The sequence below is a fragment of the Allobosea sp. RIT-PG3_2 genome, from assembly GCF_057321085.1.
Genome location: NZ_JBXWCA010000001.1, coordinates 1,148,001 through 1,166,851 on the forward strand (window position 1 = coordinate 1,148,001; position 18,851 = coordinate 1,166,851).

Below are 18,851 nucleotides of genomic sequence, written 5' to 3' on the forward strand. Positions count from 1 at the left end.
GAGATTGTCCGATGCGCGCGACCGCGCTCCGGTCAGATGCCCGAGCCGCGTGACGGGCACGCGACGCCGGCACGGCGCCGCCAGGAGAGCCGCAGTTCGTCCGGAGCTATCCGCCGGTGGCCAGGAAGCGCTCGACCTCGTCGCGGCGGGGCGCACCGCTCCGGCCGCCGAAGCGGGTGCATTTGATCGCTGCCGCCGCGGAGGCGAAGCGGATCGCGGCCTCTTCGCCCTGCCCTTCCGCCAGCGCCAGGGCGAAGGCGCCGTGCCAGACATCGCCGGCGCCGAGCGTATCCACGGTCTCGACCGGGAAGGCCGGGCTGTGCCGGACCTCGCCACGCTCTATGAACAGCACGCCTTCCTTGCCGAGCGTCACCGCCAGCCAGGTCGGCACGCCGGCCGCGACCTTGGCGAGCCCGGCGCGCGGATCATCCTCGCCCGAGACCTCGCGCAAGGCCTGCTGGCTGAAGGCGACGTGGCTCGCCGTTCCAACGAGGTCCCGATGCGGCGGCTTGCGGTCACCGTCGAGGACTCCCGGCACACCGGCACCACGGGCGAGCCTCAGCGCAGCCAGCGCCCCCTCGCCCCAGCGCGTATCGGCCAGCACGGCCCCGGCCGCCTCCGGCAGATCTCGCGGCAGCCATTCGACATCCTCCGGCATGGCCGGGTCGGAATAGGAGATGACCATGCGCTCGCCTTCGGCATCGACGAGAATCGCCGAGACGGGCGAGCGCAACCCCGCGACACGGCGCGCGAAACCGGTATCGACGCCATCGGCGTCCAGGTCCGCGACGATCTGATCGCCTGTCAGGTCGTCGGCAAGCCGCGTCGCCAGCCAGCAGGCGCCGCCGAGCCGCGCAATCGCGACCGAGGCATTGCCGGCGCAGCCGCCGCCGACAACCGCAAGCCCGCGCGAACGATACTTCTCGCCGCGCGTCGGCATGGTCTCGACGCTGTAGACATAGTCGAGCGTCGCGATACCGAGGCAGAAGACGCCGGCGCGCGCGGGTTCATGAGCCAAAGCGCTGGCCTTCGATATCGGTATGAACGAAGTCGTCGCCCTTATAGGCGAGCTTCAGGCCTGCTGCGCGGGCGGAGGCATAGGCGAAGCAATCGCCCATGTTGAGGCGCGCAGGATGGCGTGTCGAATGGTGGTAGGCGGCTGCACAAGTATGAGCGATCTGGCCGACCGTATCATCGATCGAGAGAACGCGAATCCTCGCATCCTCCAAAAAGTCCCGCACCACCCTGTACCCTTCGTCGATGCCAAAGCGCTTCACCGCCGCCAGGCGCGTCGATGCCTCGAATATTGCGAGAGGCGACGTCACGACCTCGCTCTCGTCGACGAGCGATGCCCTGATCAAGGGAGCTTCGGACTCTTCCAGCAAGTTCGCCACTATGACGGATGCATCCAGAAACATCAGGCGTCACCGTACTCGCGGTCGAAGAATTCCTTATGGGTCAGGCCATCGCCCACAGTCGGGTAAGCCGCCAGCCTTTCCTGGGCCTTGCGGGTTGCCTCATCGACCTGCCGGCGCCGCTCCTCGCGGCGCTTCAGCTCGCGCTCCACGGCCATGCCGATCGCAGCCTGCAGGCTGATGCCGTCGCGCTCCGCCAACTCGCGGACCATGCGGTCAATGTTCGGATCGCGGACAAGAATACCCATCGCAGCCTCCATGATATCACCTGATGATATCATGGAGGCTATCGCGGACCAAATGCCGGTTTGGCCTTACCAGACGCCGGTATTCGGCATGCTCAGCCACGGCTCGGCCGGGGCCTTGGCATCGCCCTTCTGGAGCAGCTCGATCGAGATGTTGTCGGGCGAGCGGATGAAGGCCATGTTGCCGTCGCGCGGCGGGCGGTTGATCGTGACGCCCGCCTTCATCAGCTTGTCGCAGGTCGCGTAGATGTCGTCGACCTCATAGGCGAGATGGCCGAAATTGCGGCCGCCGGTGTAGGTTTCGGGATCCCAGTTATAGGTCAGCTCCAGCGTGGGGCGGCCGCGCGAAGCGCCGGCGCGGGCCGCGTCGAGATCATCGGAAGCCGCGAGGAAGACCAGGGTGAAACGGCCCTTCTCGTTCTCGATCCGGCGGGTTTCGACCATCCCGAACTTGTTGACGTAGAAATCCAGCGCCTGATCCAGATCGGTCACGCGTACCATGGTGTGGAGATAACGCATCGTGTTTCCTCGTTGAGCGGCTGCAGGGTTGATCCGTTTCCTAAATCAGGCAAGAGCATCGGCGTTCCAAGAGACGGCAAGCAGGACGAGCCATGACGACAACGCAAGACGGGCCGGTGACGGCGCCGCCTCAGCGCGCCACGCCCGCCCAGATCGCCCGCATCAAGCAGCGCGCGGCGATCCTCTCGGTGATGGCGACGATCCTGCTGACGGCAGCGAAGATCCTCGGCGCCATCATCTCCGGCTCGCTCGCCCTGCTGACCGACGCCCTGCAGGGGCTGGTCGATGTCGGCTCGACATTGTTCACCTGGTTCGCCGTGCAGGCCTCGGACAAGCCGGCCGACGACGAGCATCATTACGGCCACGGCAAGGTCGAGTCTCTTGCCGCGCTGGTCGAGACCGCGATCCTGTTCACGCTGGCCGGCGCGATCCTGTGGGAGGCCGGCAACCGGCTGTGGAACGGCATCGTCGAGCATGTCTCGGTGACCCCGCTGGTCATCGGCGTGATGCTGCTCTCGATGACGGTCGACGCCATCCGCTGGCGCTCGCTGACCAAGGTGGCGAAGGAGACCGGCAGCGAGGCGCTATCCGCCGAAGCGACACATTTCTCGGCCGATTTCATCGGCTCGGCGCTGGTGCTCGCCGGCCTGATCGGCGTCTGGTACGGCTTCGAGCGGGCCGATACCGCCGCCGCCTTCGCCATCGCCGCCTATACCGCCTTCTCGGCCTATCGCCTCGCCCGGCGCGTGCTCGACACGCTGATGGACGCGGCGCCGGAAGGCGTCACCGAGAAGCTGCGCGAGGCCGCCCGCGGCGTACCGGGCGTTGTCGGCATCAACTGGCTCAGGGTCCGCCCGGCCGGCGGGCGCGTCCATGGCGAGATCGGCATCAGCGTTTCGCGGACGCTGCCGCTGGAGCGCGTGACCGCGATCAAGGCCGAGCTCGGCGACGCATTGCTCAAGGCCGAGCCGGGTTCCGAGATCACGATCACGGCCGATCCGGTGCAGGTCGACGACGAGACGGCGCTCGAGCGCGTGCTGCTGATCGCGCTCAAGCTGAAGATCCCGGCGCACCACGTCACCGTGCACAGCATCGGCGACAAGCTCTCGGTCAGCCTCGACATGGAAGTCGACGCGACCCTGCCGCTCGGCGAGGCGCACGAGGTCGCGACGCGGCTCGAGAATGCGATCCGGGCCGAGTTCGGCGGCGAGACCGAGGTCGAAACCCATATCGAGCCGATGGAGACCGGCCAGCCGGCCGGCCACAACGCCGCCTGGGAGACGGTCGAGGATATCGGCAAGGCCCTTGCGGGCGAAGCGGCGAAGCTCGCCGGGCCGGTCCACGACATCCACAGCGTCCGCGTGCGCCAGACCGCCAAGGGGCTGGTGGTCAACTACCATTGCCGGGTCGACCCGGCACTCGACGTCGCCTCCGTGCATGCCGCCGTCGATGCGATCGAAAGGGCGGTGCGTATCGCCCGCCCCCAGGTCTGCAGGCTGGTGAGCCATGCGGAGCCGGCGGTTCTGGCCGGGGCTTAAGGCGTTCCCGCCGTCATTCTCGGGCGGAGCGAAGCGCAGATCAGAGTATCTCTGGCCGGACGAGGCGCTGGAGTCTTTTTCGTCAGGAGATGCTCGGGTCAGGCCCGAGCATGACGGCCGTGTTTCCATCCCATGCCGGCATGCTCTAGAAACGCCCCCTGACCTTCGCCATCAGGGTTTCCATGCGTACCGAAGATGCTCCGCTGATCCGCCTCGAGGATTACCGTCCTTCCGACTGGCTGATCGACACGGTCGATCTCGACTTCAGCCTTCACCCGCAGAAGACGCGCGTGCGCGCCCTGCTGACCCTGCGCCCCAATCCGGCGGGCCGGCCTGGCGCGCCGCTGGTGCTCGACGGTGACGAGCTCAAGCTGACATCGCTCAGCCTCGACGGGAAGCCGCTCGACGCATCCGCCTATACGGCGACGCCGCAGGCGCTGACGATCCCGGCTCCGCCGCCACGCGACTTCACGCTCACTATCGAGACGGAGATCGACCCCTCCGCAAATACCAAGCTGATGGGGCTCTATCGCTCCTCGCGGGTCTACTGCACGCAATGCGAGGCGGACGGCTTCCGCCGCATCAGCTATTTCCTCGACCGGCCCGATGTGATGAGCGTCTACACGGTCAGGCTGGAAGCGGAGAAGGCGGAGGTGCCTGTCCTGCTCTCGAACGGCAATCTGGTCGCGACCGGGGAAGTGCCCGGCAGCGACCGGCATTTCGCGGTCTGGCACGATCCGCACCCGAAGCCGGCCTATCTCTTCGCGCTGGTCGGCGGCGCGCTCGACCATGTCCGGCAGGACTATGTCACCGCCGAGGGCAACAAGGTCGAGCTCGCCGTCTATGTCGAGCCCGGCAAGGCCGAACGGGCCGGCTGGGCGCTCGACTCGCTGGTACGCTGCATGCGCTGGGACGAGCAGGTCTTCGGCCGCAACTATGATCTCGACGTGTTCAACGTCGTCGCCGTGTCCGACTTCAACATGGGGGCGATGGAGAACAAGGGCCTCAACATCTTCAACAACAAATACGTCCTGGCCGATCCGCAGACCGCAACGGACGGCGACTACGCCTCGATCGAGGCGATCATCGCGCATGAGTATTTCCACAACTGGACCGGCAACCGCATCACCTGCCGCGACTGGTTCCAGCTCTGCCTGAAGGAAGGGCTCACCGTCTTCCGCGACCAGGAATTCTCGGCGGATGAGCGCTCGCGCCCGGTGAAGCGCATCGCCGATGTCCGCACGCTGCGCTCGACCCAATTCTCCGAGGACGCAGGCCCCCTCGCCCATCCGGTGCGGCCGCGCGCCTACAAGGAAATCAACAACTTCTACACGCCGACGGTCTACGAGAAGGGCGCGGAGGTCATCCGCATGCTGAAGGTCCTGATCGGCGACGAGGCCTTCAGACAGGGCATGGACCTCTATTTCGAGCGCTGCGACGGCACCGCCGCGACGATCGAGGAGTTTCTCGCCTGTTTCGCAGAGAGATCCGGCAGGGATCTCTCCCATTTTGCCCGCTGGTATGAGCAGGCCGGCACGCCGACCGTCGTCGCATCAGGCCGCTACGATGCCGCCGCCAGGCGCTATACGCTCGAGCTGGCGCAGAGCACGCCGCCAACGCCCGGCCAATCCGAGAAGCGGCCCGTCGTCCTGCCGATCAAGCTCGGCCTCGTCGGATCGCATGGCGACCTGTCGTTGAAGACGAACTCGAACGCCTATGCCGGCGATGGCCTCATCGTGCTCGACACCAGCTCCCTCTCGATCAGCTTCGAGGATGTGGCGGAAGCGCCGATCCCCTCGCTGATGCGCGGTTTCTCGGCACCGGCGCGGCTCGATCTCGACCTGTCCGATGCCGAATTGCTGCGGCTGTTCTTGGCCGACAGCGATTCCTTCAATCGCTGGCAGGCGCTGCAGACGGTCGCCACCCGCGCGCTCGTCGCCGCCGGCAGGCCCGGCGCGGATCGGAATGCCCTGACTGCCACGGCCGCCGAGCTCGGCCGGGCGCTCGACGGCTTCGTGAAGGCCGATGCGCTGACCGATCCGGCTTTCGCCGCGCAGGTGCTGCGCCTGCCCGCCCCGGCCGACATCGCGCGCGAGATCGGCGGCGATGTCGATCCGGACGCGATCTTCGCCGCCCATCGCAGCCTCTCGGGCGCCATCGGCAAGACGCTGCTCGGCAATCTCCCGGGCCTGCGCGCGGCGCTGGCGACAAGCGGCGCCTACCGGCCAGATGCCGCCTCCGCCGGGCGGCGCGCCCTGCGCAATGAATTGCTCGGGCTGGCGGCGCTCGCCGCCCCTGCCGAGGGCGCCGGCCTTTGCGAGGAGCAGTTCGCCACGGCCGACAATCTGACCGACCGGCTGGCGGCGCTCGCGGCGATGACGCTGATCCCCGGCGAGCGTCGCGAGGCACTCATTGCCCGCTTCGCGGAAGCCTATGCCCGCGAGCCGCTCGTCCTCGACAAATGGCTGATGGCGCAGGCCCTGATCCCGGAGCCGGAGACGCTGGAACGGGTGAAGCGGCTGATGCAGCACCCGGCCTTCTCGCTCGGCAACCCGAACCGGGTCAGGGCGCTGATCGGCGGCTTCGCGGCCAACCTCACCCAGTTCAACCGGGCCGATGGCGAGGGCTACGGCTTCGTCTCCGACATCGTCATCGCGCTCGACAAGACGAACCCGCAGGTCGCCTCGCGCCTGCTCGGCTCGTTCAAGAGCTGGCGCATGCTGGAGCCCGGCCGCAAGCGGCTCGCGCGGGAGGCCTTGAGCACCGTCGCGCGGATGCCGAACCTGTCTCGGGACGTCGCCGACATCGCGGAAAGAGCGCTCGCCTGAGCCGCTCTCCCCAATGGTTAATGCCGACCTGTCCAAAACATTAACGTTTCATTACCCGCACAGGATTCATCGGATAAACACCACAACCTAAAGGAGAATTCTGAGCCCCTGACTCAACTCAGGGCTAGACAAAACAGGGCTCTCGGATTCAACTGACAGTGATTCGCGGGGATGCGGCACGTCTCCCGATCTTACTGACGGTAATCGATTTCCGAAGGGGGACGGGCATGTCGCGTGCCAACGCGGATTGCGCATCCGTGCGCGCCGATACGATTCTGGGCGTGGCGAGATCGCTGACGCATCCGTTGTATCAGCGGTTCGAAAGCTTCGAGCCCACATTTCGGACTGCCATCCCCGTGCTCGTCGGGATTTTCCTCGTCATCCTCGGGGCGGGCGCGATCATCCAGACATCCGCCATGCGCGACGACGCCCTCGTCGACGCGGCCGGCGACATGGACTTGGTCTCCGCGCTGGTCGCCCGCGAACTCGACAATGCGACGCTGGCCGGCAAGGAGCCGGCGACCGTACTCGCAGCCCTCACCGCCCGGCACCTCGCCGCCCATGGCCGCATTGTCCATGTCAGCGGCGCCGACGGTCGCGTTGTCGCCAGCGAGCCGGTGATCGGCCAGACGCAGCGCACGCTCACCGATTTCCTCGGCCAGACCCAGCCGCTCACGGTCTTCGGCGACCGGGCCGGCGTGATGCGCATCACCCTTCCGAACGGCGCCGATGTCCTCGCCAGCGTGCGCAATCTCGCCGCCCCGCTCGGCCAGGTCGCGGTGATGCAGCCGGTCTCGCGCGCGCTCTCGGTCTGGCAGATCCGCCGCTCCGGTCTCTCCATCCTGTTCGGCGCCGCCGGGCTCGTCCTCGGCGTCATCACCGTCGCCTTCATGCTCCAGTCGAAGCGCGCCAGCGCGGCCGACGAGGATTGCGACTGCGTGCGCGAACGCATCGACACCGCCCTCAACCGCGGCCATTGCGGCCTCTGGGACTGGGATCTCGCGCGGGGCCGCATCTACTGGTCGGACTCGATGTATGCCCTGCTCGGCTACGACCGTGCCGGCGAATACATGTCCTTCGGCGAGGTGAGCAGCTTCATCCATCATGACGATGTCGACCTCTACGCCCTCGCCGACGCCGTGAGCCGCGGCGAAGCCAGCCATCTCGACCAGGAATTCCGGGTCCGCGCCGTCTCGGGCGAGTGGCTCTGGCTCAAGGCGCGTGCCGAACTCGTGATCGACCGCCGCACCCGCTCGCGACACCTCGTCGGCATCGTCGTCGACATCTCCGAGCAGCGCCGCATGGCCGAGCGCACCGCCACCGCCGACGCCCGCCTGCGCGATGCGGTCGAGGCGATCTCGGAGGCCTTCGTGCTCTGGGATGCCGACAACCGCCTCGTGCTCTGCAACGCCAAGTACCAGCAGCTCCACCAGCTGCCCGCCGAGGCCCTGCAATCCGGCGCGAGCTATGACGAGATCATGGCACGCTCGGCCCAGCCGCAGATCGACGAGGAGCCGATGCGCGTCCAGCGCGGCGGCGCCGGCGCCACCTCCTACGAGGCGCGCCTCTCGGACGGCCGCTGGCTCCAGATCAACGGCCGCCGCACCAAGGATGGCGGCTCCGTCTCCGTCGGCACCGACATCACCAAGCTAAAGCAGCAGGAAGAGCGGCTCACCCAGTCCGAGCACCAGCTCCTGATGCACGTCACCGACCTCAAGGCCTCGCGCCAGAAGCTGGAAGCCCAGGCCCAGCAGCTCGCCGAACTTGCCGAGCGCTATCTGGAGCAGAAGGCCGTCGCCGAGAGCGCCAACCGCGCCAAGTCCGAATTCCTCGCCAATATGAGCCATGAGCTGCGCACGCCGCTCAACGCGATCATCGGCTTCTCCGAGATCATGGAGAACGGCATGTTCGGCCCGCTCGGCGACAAGTACACCGACTACGTCCGCGACATCCGCTCCAGCGGCGGCTACCTGCTCGGTATCATCGACGACATCCTCGACATGTCGCGCATCGAATCCGGCAAGATGCGGCTCGAGAAGAGCGAGATCGTCATCGGCCCGGTGCTGGACCAGGCACTGCGCAAGCTGCAGCCGGAGATCGAGCGCAAGCAACTCGTCCTCAGCCTCGAAGGCCCGTTCGACACCCATATCGAGGCCGACCCGCACGCGCTCTACCAGATCCTCGGCAACCTGCTCGACAACGCCGCCAAGTTCACGCCGGAAGGCGGGCGGATCGCGGTGCGCACGCGCCACGTCCCCGGCGCGCTCAACATCTTCATCGAGGATACCGGCATCGGTATCCCCAAGGAGAAGATCGACCGCGTCGGCCGGCCGTTCGAGCAGGTCGAGGGCGATCTGGTGCGCAGCTACAAGGGCTCGGGCCTCGGCCTTGCCATCGCTCGCTCGCTCGCCGAACTGCATGGCGGCTCGCTCAGGCTGCGCTCGGCCATGGGGGCCGGCACCATCGTCATGGTCCATCTGCCGCTCGACGGCGGCGCCGGCCGCGTCACCGCGCAGGCGGCGTAGAACCCGGCGGATTGCCGGCACATCCACGTCATTCCGGGGCAGGCCTCAGGCCTGGCCCGGAACCCGGAATCGAGGCGCTTCGCCATAAGGCATCCAGCGAAGGGCATCGGTTGCGGCTTCCGGGTTCTCCGTCCAGGCGGAGCCCCGGGATGGCGGGATGTCCAAGACGGCTGTCTGCGCTCAGCCAGCCCGTGCCTGCCCGAGGACGCGGGTGAAGATCGCCCTCACGCCAGAGCGGACCTCGTCCAGCTCCGCCTTCAGGACCTTCGCATCGGGACGCCCGACGGCCGTCGCGATCCTCCGTAGCACGCGCGGTGGCACCGCCTTGGGGTCGAAGGCTTCCTCGACGGTGAAACGCTGCCAGAGCTGCACGTCGCCGATCAGCCGATGCGCTTCCAGCAACACCGAGGCATCGCCCTCCGAGAGAAGGCCCGCGGCGCGGGCGGCGGCGAAGACCGAGGCCGTATCGTTGACGATCAGCGCGGGGTGCGCGCTGGCGTGGGCGAGCAGCAGGAACTGGGCGAGGAAGTCGAGATCGGTCAGGCCGCCGGCGGCCAGCTTCAGGTCCCACGGGTCCTTCTCGCCCTTTTCCTTGGCGATCAGCGCCCGCATCTCGGCCACGGCCGTCGCGACCTTGGCCGGCTCGCGCTTTCGCGACAGGATGGCGCGAATGGAAGCCTCGGCCCGTCGCGCCAGCCCGGCATCGCCGGCGACGACGCGGGCGCGGGTCAGCGCCATCTCCTCCCAGATCTCGGCCTCGCCCGCATGATAGGCCTCGAAACCGGCGAACTGCGTCGCCGCCGGGCTCTTGTTGCCGGTCGGGCGCAGGCGCATGTCGACCTGATAGAGCGTGCCGCGCCGCGTCGGCACCGTCAGCGCCGCCACCAGCCGCTGGGTGAAGCGGACATGCCAGGTGACGGGATCGAGGCTCTTGGCGCCGTCGCTCGGGCCAGCTTCCTCCGGCCGATCGTAGAGCAGGATCAGGTCGAGGTCGGATGAGGGCGTCAGCTCGCCGGCGCCAAGCCGGCCAAGCCCGAGCACCACCGTCTCGGCCCCGGCGATGACGCCGTGATCGGCCATGAAAGAGGCGCGCGTATCGGCGAAGGCGACGCGCAGGCAGGCCTCCGCGACGGCGCAATAGGCCTGGCCTGCCCCTTCGGCCGGGTAGACACCGGAGAGCAGCCGTGCCCCGACGAGGAAATTCTCCTGACGGGCGGCATCGCGCAGCCGGTCGAGCCCATCCTCGACGCTCGGCGGCGGCGACCCGACGAAATTGCGGATGCGGCGCTCCAGGGCGTCGGCGTCGAGCACGGCCTGCCCGAAGGCCGGGTCGATGACCCCGTCGAGCACATGGGGATGCAGTGCCGCGACCTTGGCGAGGCGCGGGGCGCTGCCGAGTATCTCGGCGAAGAGCGTCAACAGGGAATCATGCGAGCGCAGCAGCGTCAGCAGCTCGACCGCCGCGGGCATGCGGACGAAAGCATTGTCGAGATGGGCAAGCGCGCCATCGGGATCGGCCGTGCGGCCGAGCGCGACCAGCAGCGCAGGGGTCAGCTCCGTCAGCACTTCGCGGGCGCGGGCGCTGGTGACGGCGGCGCGGCGACCGAAATGCCAACCACGCACTGTCTCCGCCGCCGTCATCGCATCGCGGAAGCCGAGCTTGCCTAGAGTCTCGAGCGTCTCGGGATCGGGCTCGGAGCCCGTGAAGCTCAACGTTCCCGCCTCGGAAGCCAGGCTCGGCCCCTCCTCGAACAGCAGGGCGTAGTGCCCCTCGACGCGCCTCGCATGGGCGGTCAGCGCCTTGCCGAAGGCGGCGGCGTTGGCATAGCCGCAGAAGCGGGCGAAGGCATCGAGATCCCCGGCGGGCTTGGGCAGGGTCTGCGTCTGCTCGTCGTCGCGCATCTGCAGGCGATGCTCGATCGTGCGCAGCCAGCGATAGGATTCGGAGAGTTCGTCGCGCGCCTGCGGCGTGATCCAACCCTCGCTCGTCAGCTCCTTCAGCATGTCGAGCGTGCGCGGCCCCCGCAGCGCCGGGCGGCGACCGCCGAAGACGAGCTGCTGGGTCTGCACGAAGAACTCGATCTCGCGGATGCCGCCGCGGCCGAGCTTCACGTTATGGCCGGCGACGGCGATGGTCTCGTGGCCCTTCACGGTCTGGATCTGGCGCTTCATCGCGTGGATGTCGGCGATGGTCGCGAAGTCGAAATATTTGCGCCAGATGAAGGGAGCGAGATCCTTGAGGAAGCGCAGGCCGAGCTCCGTATCGCCAGCGATAGGGCGCGCCTTGATCATGGCGGCTCGTTCCCAGTTCTGCCCGACGGTCTCGTAATAGGAATAGGCTGATGGCAGCGAGACCGCGACATGGGTCGAGGCCGGATCGGGCCGCAGGCGCAGATCGACGCGGAAGACGTAACCGTCCGGCGTCCGCTCCTGGATGATGCGGGCGATCTGCTGCGTCAGCTTGACGAAGAAGCTCGACGGCTCGCCGACGCCGGCAGCTTCCGCCGCCTCGGGATCGAAGAAGACGACGATGTCGATGTCCGAGGAATAGTTCAGCTCGCCGGCGCCATGCTTGCCCAGCGCCAGCACGACGAGACCGGAACCAACTCCGGGATTGGCCGCATCAGCCAGCTTGATCCGGCCGAGATCGGCGGCCTGACGCAAGACGTGATCGGTCGCGAGGCGCGTCGCCATGTCGGCCGTCGCCGTGAGCGCGGCCGTCACCGTCTCGACATCCCAGACGCCACCGATATCGGCAAGCGCGATCAATAGCGCCATGCCGCGACGAAAACGGCGCAGCTCGCGCATCAGGTCGCCCGTTTCGCAACCGGCGACCGCGAAGGCCTCGATCCCGGCCAGCAGTTCGTCGCGGCGCGCCTCCGGCGACTGCGTCAGGCAGGCGAACAAGGCCTCCGGATCGAAGCGCATGACTTGGGTGAGGAACGGAGAATGCGCGAGGACGCCCGCGACCAGCACCGCGCTATGCGGGTGTCCTGCGAAGTGCACCTTGAGTGCCTCGGCGGCCGCTTCGTCGTGCAGCCGCTCGATCAGCTCGCGCGCGAGCAGCGCCTCGGCCTTGGCGCGTGCCGGCAAGACCGGCGCCGCATCCAGCCTGTCACAGAGCCGTTCAGCCATCACGCACCTTCCCTCAGAGGGACGGCACGCCAGCAGGGTTTGAGACGACTGTCGAGCTTTCAGGCTCCGGAACGGCCTGTATGTCCACAGGCTTGGCCTCGGCCACCGGCAGAGCGATGACCACGCGCAGGCCGGGCGCGTTTTCCTCCAGCCTGAGTTGTCCGCCATGCAGGCGCACCACCCCGGCGGCCAGCGACAGGCCAAGACCGAAGCCCGGCTTGCTGCGGCTGGCATCGAGCCGGACGAAACGATCGAGTACGCGCCCGCGATCGGCTTCCGGGATGCCCGGCCCGTGATCGGCCACGGAAAGCTCGATCTCCGTACCGTTGCGCTGCGCGGCGACTTTCACGACGCCGTCGCCACCCTGTTCGGGGCCGCCATATTTCAGCGCGTTGTCGATGAGATTGGCCAGCGCCTGCCCGATCAGCTCGCGGTTGCCGAAGACCCGCAGGCCCGGGACAACCTCGCTGGAGAGAGCAAGACCCGCCTCCTCGGCCAATGGCTCGTAGAGCTCGGCCATGCCCGAGACGATCTCCGAGAGATCGAGCTCGGCCATGTTCTCGCTGATCCGCCCGGCTTCGAGCCGCGCGATCATGAGCAGCGCGTTGAAGACGCGGATCAGGTTGTCCGCCTCTTCGATGGAACCATCGAGAGCCGCCCGCAGCTCATCCGGCGACTTGGCGCTCCGCAGCGCCTCCTCGGCGCGATTGCGCAGCCGCGTCAGCGGCGTCTTGAGGTCGTGGGCGATGTTGTCGGTGACCTGCTGCATGCCCGCCATCAGCTCGCCGATTCGGTCGAGCATGGCGTTCAGGTTGAGCGCAAGGCGGTCGAGCTCGTCGCCCGTACCGGTGATGGCAAGGCGCCCCTTCAGGTCGCCTTCCATGATGCCATGCGCGGTCTCGCTCATGCCGTCGACGCGCTTCAGCACGCGCCGCGCCACGAACCAGCTCGCAAAGCAGCCGAGGATGAAGACCAGCGCCAGCGACCAGCCGGCGGCGCGGCGGATGACGATGCCGAGTCGGTCGCGCTCCTCGAGATCGCGGCCGACGAGGAGGCGAAAGCCCGCCGGCAGCATGAAGACGCGGACGAGCGCGCGGCTCGGCGTGTCGACGTTCTCGCTGGAACGGGCGTATTCGATCTCGCTTTCGCCCGTGCGGTCGAGCGTTCCCGGCGGGATCGCCTCGACATTGCCGGCGATGCGCTCGCCGACCGGTGTTGTGACGAGATAGAGCGAGGCACCCGGCCCGCGCGAGCGACGCTCGACGATGTTGACGAGCCGGCGGATGCCGCCCTGCCGCTGCTGCTCGGCCAGCCCCTGGATCTCTGCATCGATGGTCGAGCGGATCTGATCCGTCAGCAGGCGCTGCGCGTTCCACGAGACATAGCCGAGCACGACGGCGGCGAAGAAGACGAAGATGACCAGAAAGGCCGCCGTCAGCTTGAAGGCCGTCGTGCGGAACAGGGTCGGCAGGAATTTCTGGCGCCTGCGCGCAGGAACGTCAGCGGGCGCTGTCACGGACCATATATCCCGCGCCGCGGATGGTGTGGATCATCGGCTGCTCGAAGCCCTTGTCGACCTTGGCGCGCAGGCGGCTGACATGCACGTCGATGACATTGGTCTGGGGGTCGAAATGATAGTCCCAGACGTTCTCCAGCAGCATGGTGCGCGTCACCACCTGCCCGGCATGCTTCATCAGATATTCGAGCAGGCGGAACTCGCGCGGCTGCAGGACGATCTCCTGCCCTTCGCGGGTGACGCGATGGGCGAGCCTGTCGAGCACCAGCTCACCGACGCGATAGGTGGTGGGCTCGGAGGCCGGCGCACCGCGGCGGCGGGCGAGCACCTCGACGCGGGCGAGCAGCTCGGAGAAGGCATAGGGCTTGGGCAGGTAGTCGTCGCCGCCGGCGCGTAGCCCCTTCACGCGGTCATCGACCTGCGCAAGCGCCGACAGGATCAACGCGGGCGTCTCGTCCTTCTGCTCGCGCAGGGAGCGGATCAGCGAGAGGCCGTCGAGCCGCGGCAGCATGCGGTCGATGACGAGCACGTCGTAGCCGCCGCCCTCGGCCATGGCATAGCCCTGCAGCCCGTCCGGCGCATGGTCGGCGACATGGCCGACCTCGCGAAAGGCCTTGGTCAGGTAGGCCGCAGCCTCGGCATCATCTTCGACGATCAGGAGTCGCATGGGCGGAGCCTAGCTCATCAAACGAAAAAACGGCAGGCCGGAGGATACGCATCCGGCCTGCCGCCGCGACGGCTGGTCCCTGGGCTGGGGCGACAGGAAACCTTAGGGACCAACCTGCCTGCTTCAGGCCGCCGGCTGGCGGCCGACCTCGAAGGTCACGTCACGGGACTTGCCCTCGCGGAACAGGGTGATCGTGGTCTTGGCGCCGGGCGCGAAGGTCGCGATCTTGCGCGAGAGTTCGCGCGCGTCCTTGATGGCCTCGCCGTTGACCGCGGTGATGGTGTCGCCGCGGCGGATGCCCGCCTTGGCGGCCGGGCCATCGCCCTGCGCCTCGGCGACGAGGGCGCCCTTGGCTTCCTTCAGACCGATGGCATCGGCCATCTCGCCGGTGACGGGCTGGATCTGCACGCCGATGAAGCCGCGCGCCACCGTGCCGTCCTTCTTCAGCGAATCCACCACCTGCTTGACGGTCGAGGCGGGGATCGCGAAGGCAATGCCGACATTGCCGCCGGAAGGCGAGAAGATCGCGGTGTTGACGCCGACGACTTCGCCGTTCTGGTTGAAGGTCGGGCCACCCGAATTGCCGCGGTTGATCGGCGCATCGATCTGGATGAAGTCGTCATACGGGCCGGAGCCGATGTCGCGGCCCTGGGCCGAGACGATGCCGGCCGTGACCGTGCCGCCGAGACCGAAGGGATTGCCGATCGCCAGCACCCAGTCGCCGATCCGGGCCTTGCCTTCCGCCAGCTTCACAAAGGCGAAATCACCGGCGTCCTTGACCTTGAGCAGCGCGAGATCGGTGCGCGGATCGGTGCCGACGACCTTGGCGTCGAGCGTTTTGCCGGAGTCGGTGACAAGCTGGACCTCGACGGCGTTCTCGACGACGTGGTTGTTGGTCACGACATAGCCGTCCTGGCTGACGAAGAAGCCGGAGCCCTGGGCCATGCCCTGACGCGGTTGCGGCCGGCTCGGAGCCTTGCCCTCGCCAGGCTCGCGGAAGAAGCGACGCAGCTGCGGCGGCAGGTCGTCCAGATTCTGCTCGTCATTGGCGGCCGCTGCCTGCGTCTTGACGCGGACGGAAACAACCGCCGGCTTCACCTTCTCGACGAGATCGGCGAAGGAGGGCAGAGAACCCTGGGCGCCGGAGAGCTGGATCGGCTGAGCGATGGCGTTGTGGTTCTGCATCAGCGCGCTGTCGGCGATGCCGGCGGCGAGGCCGATGCCGAGAACGGCGGTGCCGGCGAGAAGGGCGCCGCGCTTCAGGATGGACTTACGGGTTTCGTTCTGTGTCGTCATGATTGAACCTCGTGGAGCGACAGGGATGCCCTGCTCGTGACGAGGACCATGAAGCCCGCCGCCTTACGCGGCTTTGGCCTGAAGATGACGGTTTCGTAAGGTTGCCGTGGACAGACCACCGCTGGCCTTGACGAAAGCCAGGCCGCGGAAGTTCCCTCGACAGGGTGATCGGCGGGGGCTGGCATGCAGACTATCTTGGGGCGGGTTTTCTGGAGCGTTGCGCTGGTCGCGACCTGCCTGAGTGGCGCGGCTTCCGCGCAGCAGGGTTCAGCTTACGGCGTCGGGTTGCGGATCGCGCAAACGCGGGGCTACGCCAATACCGATTGCTATGCGCGCGTCTTCGCGAAGCATGCCATCGTGGTCGAGAATGACCGGGGACAGCGTGGATGGCGCGCGCCTTCGACGCCCGCCTACAATGCAGAGCAGCGCTCGCGGTGCGGTGTCGATCGGTTGCAGGATTTAGCCATGCGGCGCGGCGCAGAACGCTTCGGGGCCGCTGGTGCTCCGCGCCCACGCGGCGGTGTCTATGGGCTCGGGCTGAAGGTCGCGGCCGAGCGCGGCTATTCCGGTAGCGATGCCGCCTGCTTCGCCCGCACTTACGCGACCTTCGCTTCGCCTCACCCCGCTCCGCGCGGTCACGTAACCTACGTGATCGCCGGCGCCAGCATGCATTCCTATTCCCAAGAGCTGTTCCGGGCCTGCGGGATCAGCCGTTAGGGTTTCTCGGCGGGATCGATGAGGGCTGCGAGCTTCGCCTGCTCTTCGGGGGACAGCGCTTGCGGCCCTCCAACGGAAGCCGGGCGATTGCGCGCACGCGTCCAGACGAAGCCGAACGCCAGCAGCAGGATCATGAAAGGCGCCGCCCAGAGCAAGGCTGTGCGCGCATTGACCGGCGGGCGCAGCAGCACGAAATCGCCGTAGCGGGCGACGACGAAGTCGACCACCGCCTTGTCGTCATCGCCGCTCACGAGCCTTTCGCGGACAAGGAGGCGCAGATCGCGCGCCAGCGGGGCATCGGAATCGTCGATCGACTGGTTCTGGCAGACCAGGCAGCGCAAGCCGCCGGAAATGGCGCGCGCCCGCTGTTCGAGGGCCGGATTCGGCAGCACCTCGTCGGGCTGCACGGCAAAAGCGCCGACTGCCGTCAGAAGCGCAAAGCCGATGACGAGGGCGATCCGCCGCATCGCCCTACTCCGCTGGCTGGGGCGCAGCGACCGGCGCGGCGCGTTTCGGCGCGGCCAGCCGGAAGCGGCGGTCGGTCAGCGAAAGCCCACCGCCGAAGGCCATGATGATCGCGCCGATCCAGATCAGCAGGATCAGCGGCTTGTCGTAAAGCCGCACCGCGACGCCGCCATCCTGCGCCTCGCCGAGGCTGATATAGGCCTGGCTCAGCCCGTCGGTTCGGATTCCAGCCTCGGTCGTCGGCATGTTGCGGGCGGTGTAGATGCGCTTCGATGCCTCGACCGGCGCCAGCTCGCGATTGCCGGAGAAGAGCTGGAAGCGCGCGACCTCGGCACGGAAATTCGGCCCCGTCCGCGGAGAAACACCTTCCAGGACGATGGTGTAGCGCCCGCTCGTCAGGCGTTCTCCCGGCTTGAGGACCGCGATCGACTCGCTGCTCCAGGCAGCGGCGGCAATGCCGATGATGCTGACGCCGACGCCGGCATGAGCCAGAGCGGTGCCCCAGGCGGAGCGTGGCAAGCCCTTGGCCCGCGACAGCATCGCCTTCCAGCCCTTGGCCCGCGCGACGATGCGCTCGCCGAGGTCGACCGCCGCGCCGAGGACCAGGAAGACGCCGAGGCCGATACCAAGCGGGGCAAGGACCGGCCCGCCCCGCGTGAAGGCAATCAGAGCGAGCGCCGTCAGCACGGCCAATCCGAAGGCGGCGGCATTGCGCTGCGCGGCGCCGAGCAGATCGCCGCGCTTCCAGGCCAGCGACTGGCCGATCGGCAGGATCAGCAGCAGCGGCACCATCACCGGTATGAAGGTGGCGTTGTAGAAGGGCGCCCCGACCGAGATCTTGTCGCCGGTCAACATCTCCAGGACCAGCGGATAGAGCGTGCCGACGAAGACGGTGGCGCAGGCCGTAGCCAGGAAGACGTTGTTGACGACGAGCGCGCTCTCCCGGGAAATCGGCGCGAACAGCCCGCCCTGCCGCAGCAGTGGTGCGCGCCAGGCGAAAAGGGCCAGGGAACCGCCGACGAAGAAGATCAGGATGAAGAGGATGAACAGGCCGCGCGCCGGATCGCTGGCGAAGGAGTGCACCGAGGTCAGCACGCCGGAGCGAACGATGAAGGTGCCGAGCAGCGAGAGCGAGAAGGTCAGGATCGCCAGCAGGATCGTCCAGACCTTGAGCGCGTCGCGCTTCTCCATCACCACCGTCGAGTGGATCAGGGCCGTGCCTGCCAGCCAGGGCATGAAGGAGGCGTTCTCGACCGGGTCCCAGAACCACCAGCCGCCCCAGCCGAGCTCGTAATAGGCCCAGTAGGAGCCCATCGCGATGCCGAGCGTCAGGAAGGTCCAGGCCAGCAGCGTCCAGGGCCGAACCGCACGGGCCCACATCGCGTCGATGCGCCCGTCGATCAGGGCTGCGACGGCGAAGGCATAAGTGATCGAGAAACCGACATAGCCGACATAAAGCAGCGGCGGGTGGATCGCGAGGCCGAGATCCTGCAGGATCGGGTTGAGGTCCTGCCCTTCGGCCGGCGCCGGGGCCAGCCGCTGGAACGGGTTCGAGGTGAAGAGCGTGAAGGCCAGGAACGCCACGGCCACCAGCCCCTGCGCGGCGAGAGTCCCGGCCCGCAGTCGCGGCGGCAGGGAGTTGCGCGACAGCGCCACCAGCGCGCCGAACAGGGTCAGGATCAGCACCCACAGCAGCATCGAGCCTTCGTGGTTTCCCCATACCGAGGTGAGCTTGTAGATCAGCGGCTGCGCCGAATGGGAGTTGGCGACGACATTGCCAACCGAGAAATCCGAGCGGACATAGGACGCGACCAGCGCCGCGAAGGAGAGCGCAACCAGCGCGAAGCTGATCAGGGCCGCGCTGGTTCCGACCGACGCCAGCGCCCTGTCCTGGCGCACGACGCCCCAGAACGGCACCAGCGCCTGGATGACGGAGACGCCGAGCGCGAGAGCCAGCGCGTAATGACCGATCTCGACGATCATGC

General features: G+C 67.7%; 14 protein-coding genes. 4 read left to right on the forward strand and 10 right to left on the reverse strand.

Annotated elements, in window-relative coordinates; genetic code table 11:
- Window positions 1–106 precede the first annotated feature (106 nt).
- From AC2FAN_RS05305 to AC2FAN_RS05320, 4 genes are all read right to left on the reverse strand, one after another.
- Window positions 107–1,018: a PfkB family carbohydrate kinase gene (locus AC2FAN_RS05305; RefSeq protein ID WP_265052518.1), complete on the reverse strand. Its 912-nt coding sequence runs from the start codon at window positions 1,016–1,018 to the stop codon at window positions 107–109.
- Window positions 1,008–1,418, reverse strand: coding sequence for a type II toxin-antitoxin system VapC family toxin (locus AC2FAN_RS05310; RefSeq protein ID WP_265052517.1), 411 nt, complete (start codon window positions 1,416–1,418; stop codon window positions 1,008–1,010). Before AC2FAN_RS05310 ends, AC2FAN_RS05305 begins: the two co-directional genes overlap by 11 nt.
- Window positions 1,418–1,663, reverse strand: a complete 246-nt coding sequence (locus AC2FAN_RS05315; protein ID WP_265052516.1) for a type II toxin-antitoxin system VapB family antitoxin — start codon at window positions 1,661–1,663, stop codon at window positions 1,418–1,420. Before AC2FAN_RS05315 ends, AC2FAN_RS05310 begins: the two co-directional genes overlap by 1 nt.
- 66 nt (window positions 1,664–1,729) lie before the next feature.
- A complete protein-coding gene (locus AC2FAN_RS05320) occupies window positions 1,730–2,179 on the reverse strand; it encodes a VOC family protein (protein ID WP_265052515.1) in 450 nt (149 codons plus the stop codon).
- Window positions 2,180–2,271: 92 nt separating this feature from the next.
- Here AC2FAN_RS05320 and AC2FAN_RS05325 point away from each other — a divergent pair, with 92 nt between their 5' ends.
- The 3 genes from AC2FAN_RS05325 to AC2FAN_RS05335 all read left to right on the forward strand — a co-directional run bounded on the left by AC2FAN_RS05325 (window position 2,272) and on the right by AC2FAN_RS05335 (window position 9,070).
- Window positions 2,272–3,717, forward strand: coding sequence for a cation diffusion facilitator family transporter (locus AC2FAN_RS05325; RefSeq protein WP_485172973.1), 1,446 nt, complete (start codon window positions 2,272–2,274; stop codon window positions 3,715–3,717).
- Between the two features lie 182 nt (window positions 3,718–3,899).
- Window positions 3,900–6,545, forward strand: coding sequence for an aminopeptidase N (gene pepN / locus AC2FAN_RS05330; protein ID WP_485172974.1), 2,646 nt, complete (start codon window positions 3,900–3,902; stop codon window positions 6,543–6,545).
- A 227-nt stretch (window positions 6,546–6,772) separates the two neighbouring features.
- On the forward strand, window positions 6,773–9,070 hold the full coding sequence (locus tag AC2FAN_RS05335; RefSeq protein WP_485172975.1) for a PAS domain-containing sensor histidine kinase: 2,298 nt from the start codon (window positions 6,773–6,775) through the stop codon (window positions 9,068–9,070).
- Window positions 9,071–9,250: 180 nt separating this feature from the next.
- Here the strand turns inward: AC2FAN_RS05335 and AC2FAN_RS05340 are convergent, their stop codons facing one another.
- The 4 genes from AC2FAN_RS05340 to AC2FAN_RS05355 form a co-directional block, all read right to left on the reverse strand.
- Entirely contained in the window at window positions 9,251–12,205 is a 2,955-nt protein-coding gene (locus AC2FAN_RS05340) for a bifunctional [glutamine synthetase] adenylyltransferase/[glutamine synthetase]-adenylyl-L-tyrosine phosphorylase (RefSeq protein ID WP_485172976.1), read from the reverse strand.
- Between the two features lie 13 nt (window positions 12,206–12,218).
- Complete coding sequence (locus tag AC2FAN_RS05345) at window positions 12,219–13,721, reverse strand: HAMP domain-containing sensor histidine kinase (RefSeq protein ID WP_265052510.1); 1,503 nt, start codon at window positions 13,719–13,721, stop codon at window positions 12,219–12,221.
- Window positions 13,705–14,388 carry a response regulator transcription factor gene (locus tag AC2FAN_RS05350; RefSeq protein ID WP_265052509.1) on the reverse strand — a complete coding sequence of 228 codons (684 nt, stop codon included), beginning with the start codon at window positions 14,386–14,388 and terminating at the stop codon, window positions 13,705–13,707. Before AC2FAN_RS05350 ends, AC2FAN_RS05345 begins: the two co-directional genes overlap by 17 nt.
- Window positions 14,389–14,511: 123 nt before the next feature.
- Window positions 14,512–15,684, reverse strand: coding sequence for a trypsin-like peptidase domain-containing protein (locus AC2FAN_RS05355; RefSeq protein ID WP_485172977.1), 1,173 nt, complete (start codon window positions 15,682–15,684; stop codon window positions 14,512–14,514).
- A 183-nt stretch (window positions 15,685–15,867) separates the two neighbouring features.
- On the opposite strand from AC2FAN_RS05355, the gene AC2FAN_RS05360 reads away from it, so the two are divergent.
- Entirely contained in the window at window positions 15,868–16,401 is a 534-nt protein-coding gene (locus tag AC2FAN_RS05360; RefSeq protein ID WP_265052508.1) for a hypothetical protein, read from the forward strand.
- On the opposite strand, the gene AC2FAN_RS05365 is transcribed toward AC2FAN_RS05360, so the two are convergent.
- Both AC2FAN_RS05365 and AC2FAN_RS05370 read right to left on the reverse strand, forming a co-directional pair.
- Window positions 16,398–16,868: a cytochrome c-type biogenesis protein gene (locus AC2FAN_RS05365; RefSeq protein ID WP_265052507.1), complete on the reverse strand. Its 471-nt coding sequence runs from the start codon at window positions 16,866–16,868 to the stop codon at window positions 16,398–16,400. The genes AC2FAN_RS05360 and AC2FAN_RS05365 overlap by 4 nt on opposite strands.
- A 4-nt stretch (window positions 16,869–16,872) precedes the next feature.
- The gene (locus tag AC2FAN_RS05370) at window positions 16,873–18,849 is read right to left on the reverse strand and encodes a heme lyase CcmF/NrfE family subunit (RefSeq protein WP_265055047.1); all 1,977 of its coding nucleotides are present in this window, start codon (window positions 18,847–18,849) and stop codon (window positions 16,873–16,875) included.
- Window positions 18,850–18,851: the final 2 nt, after the last annotated feature.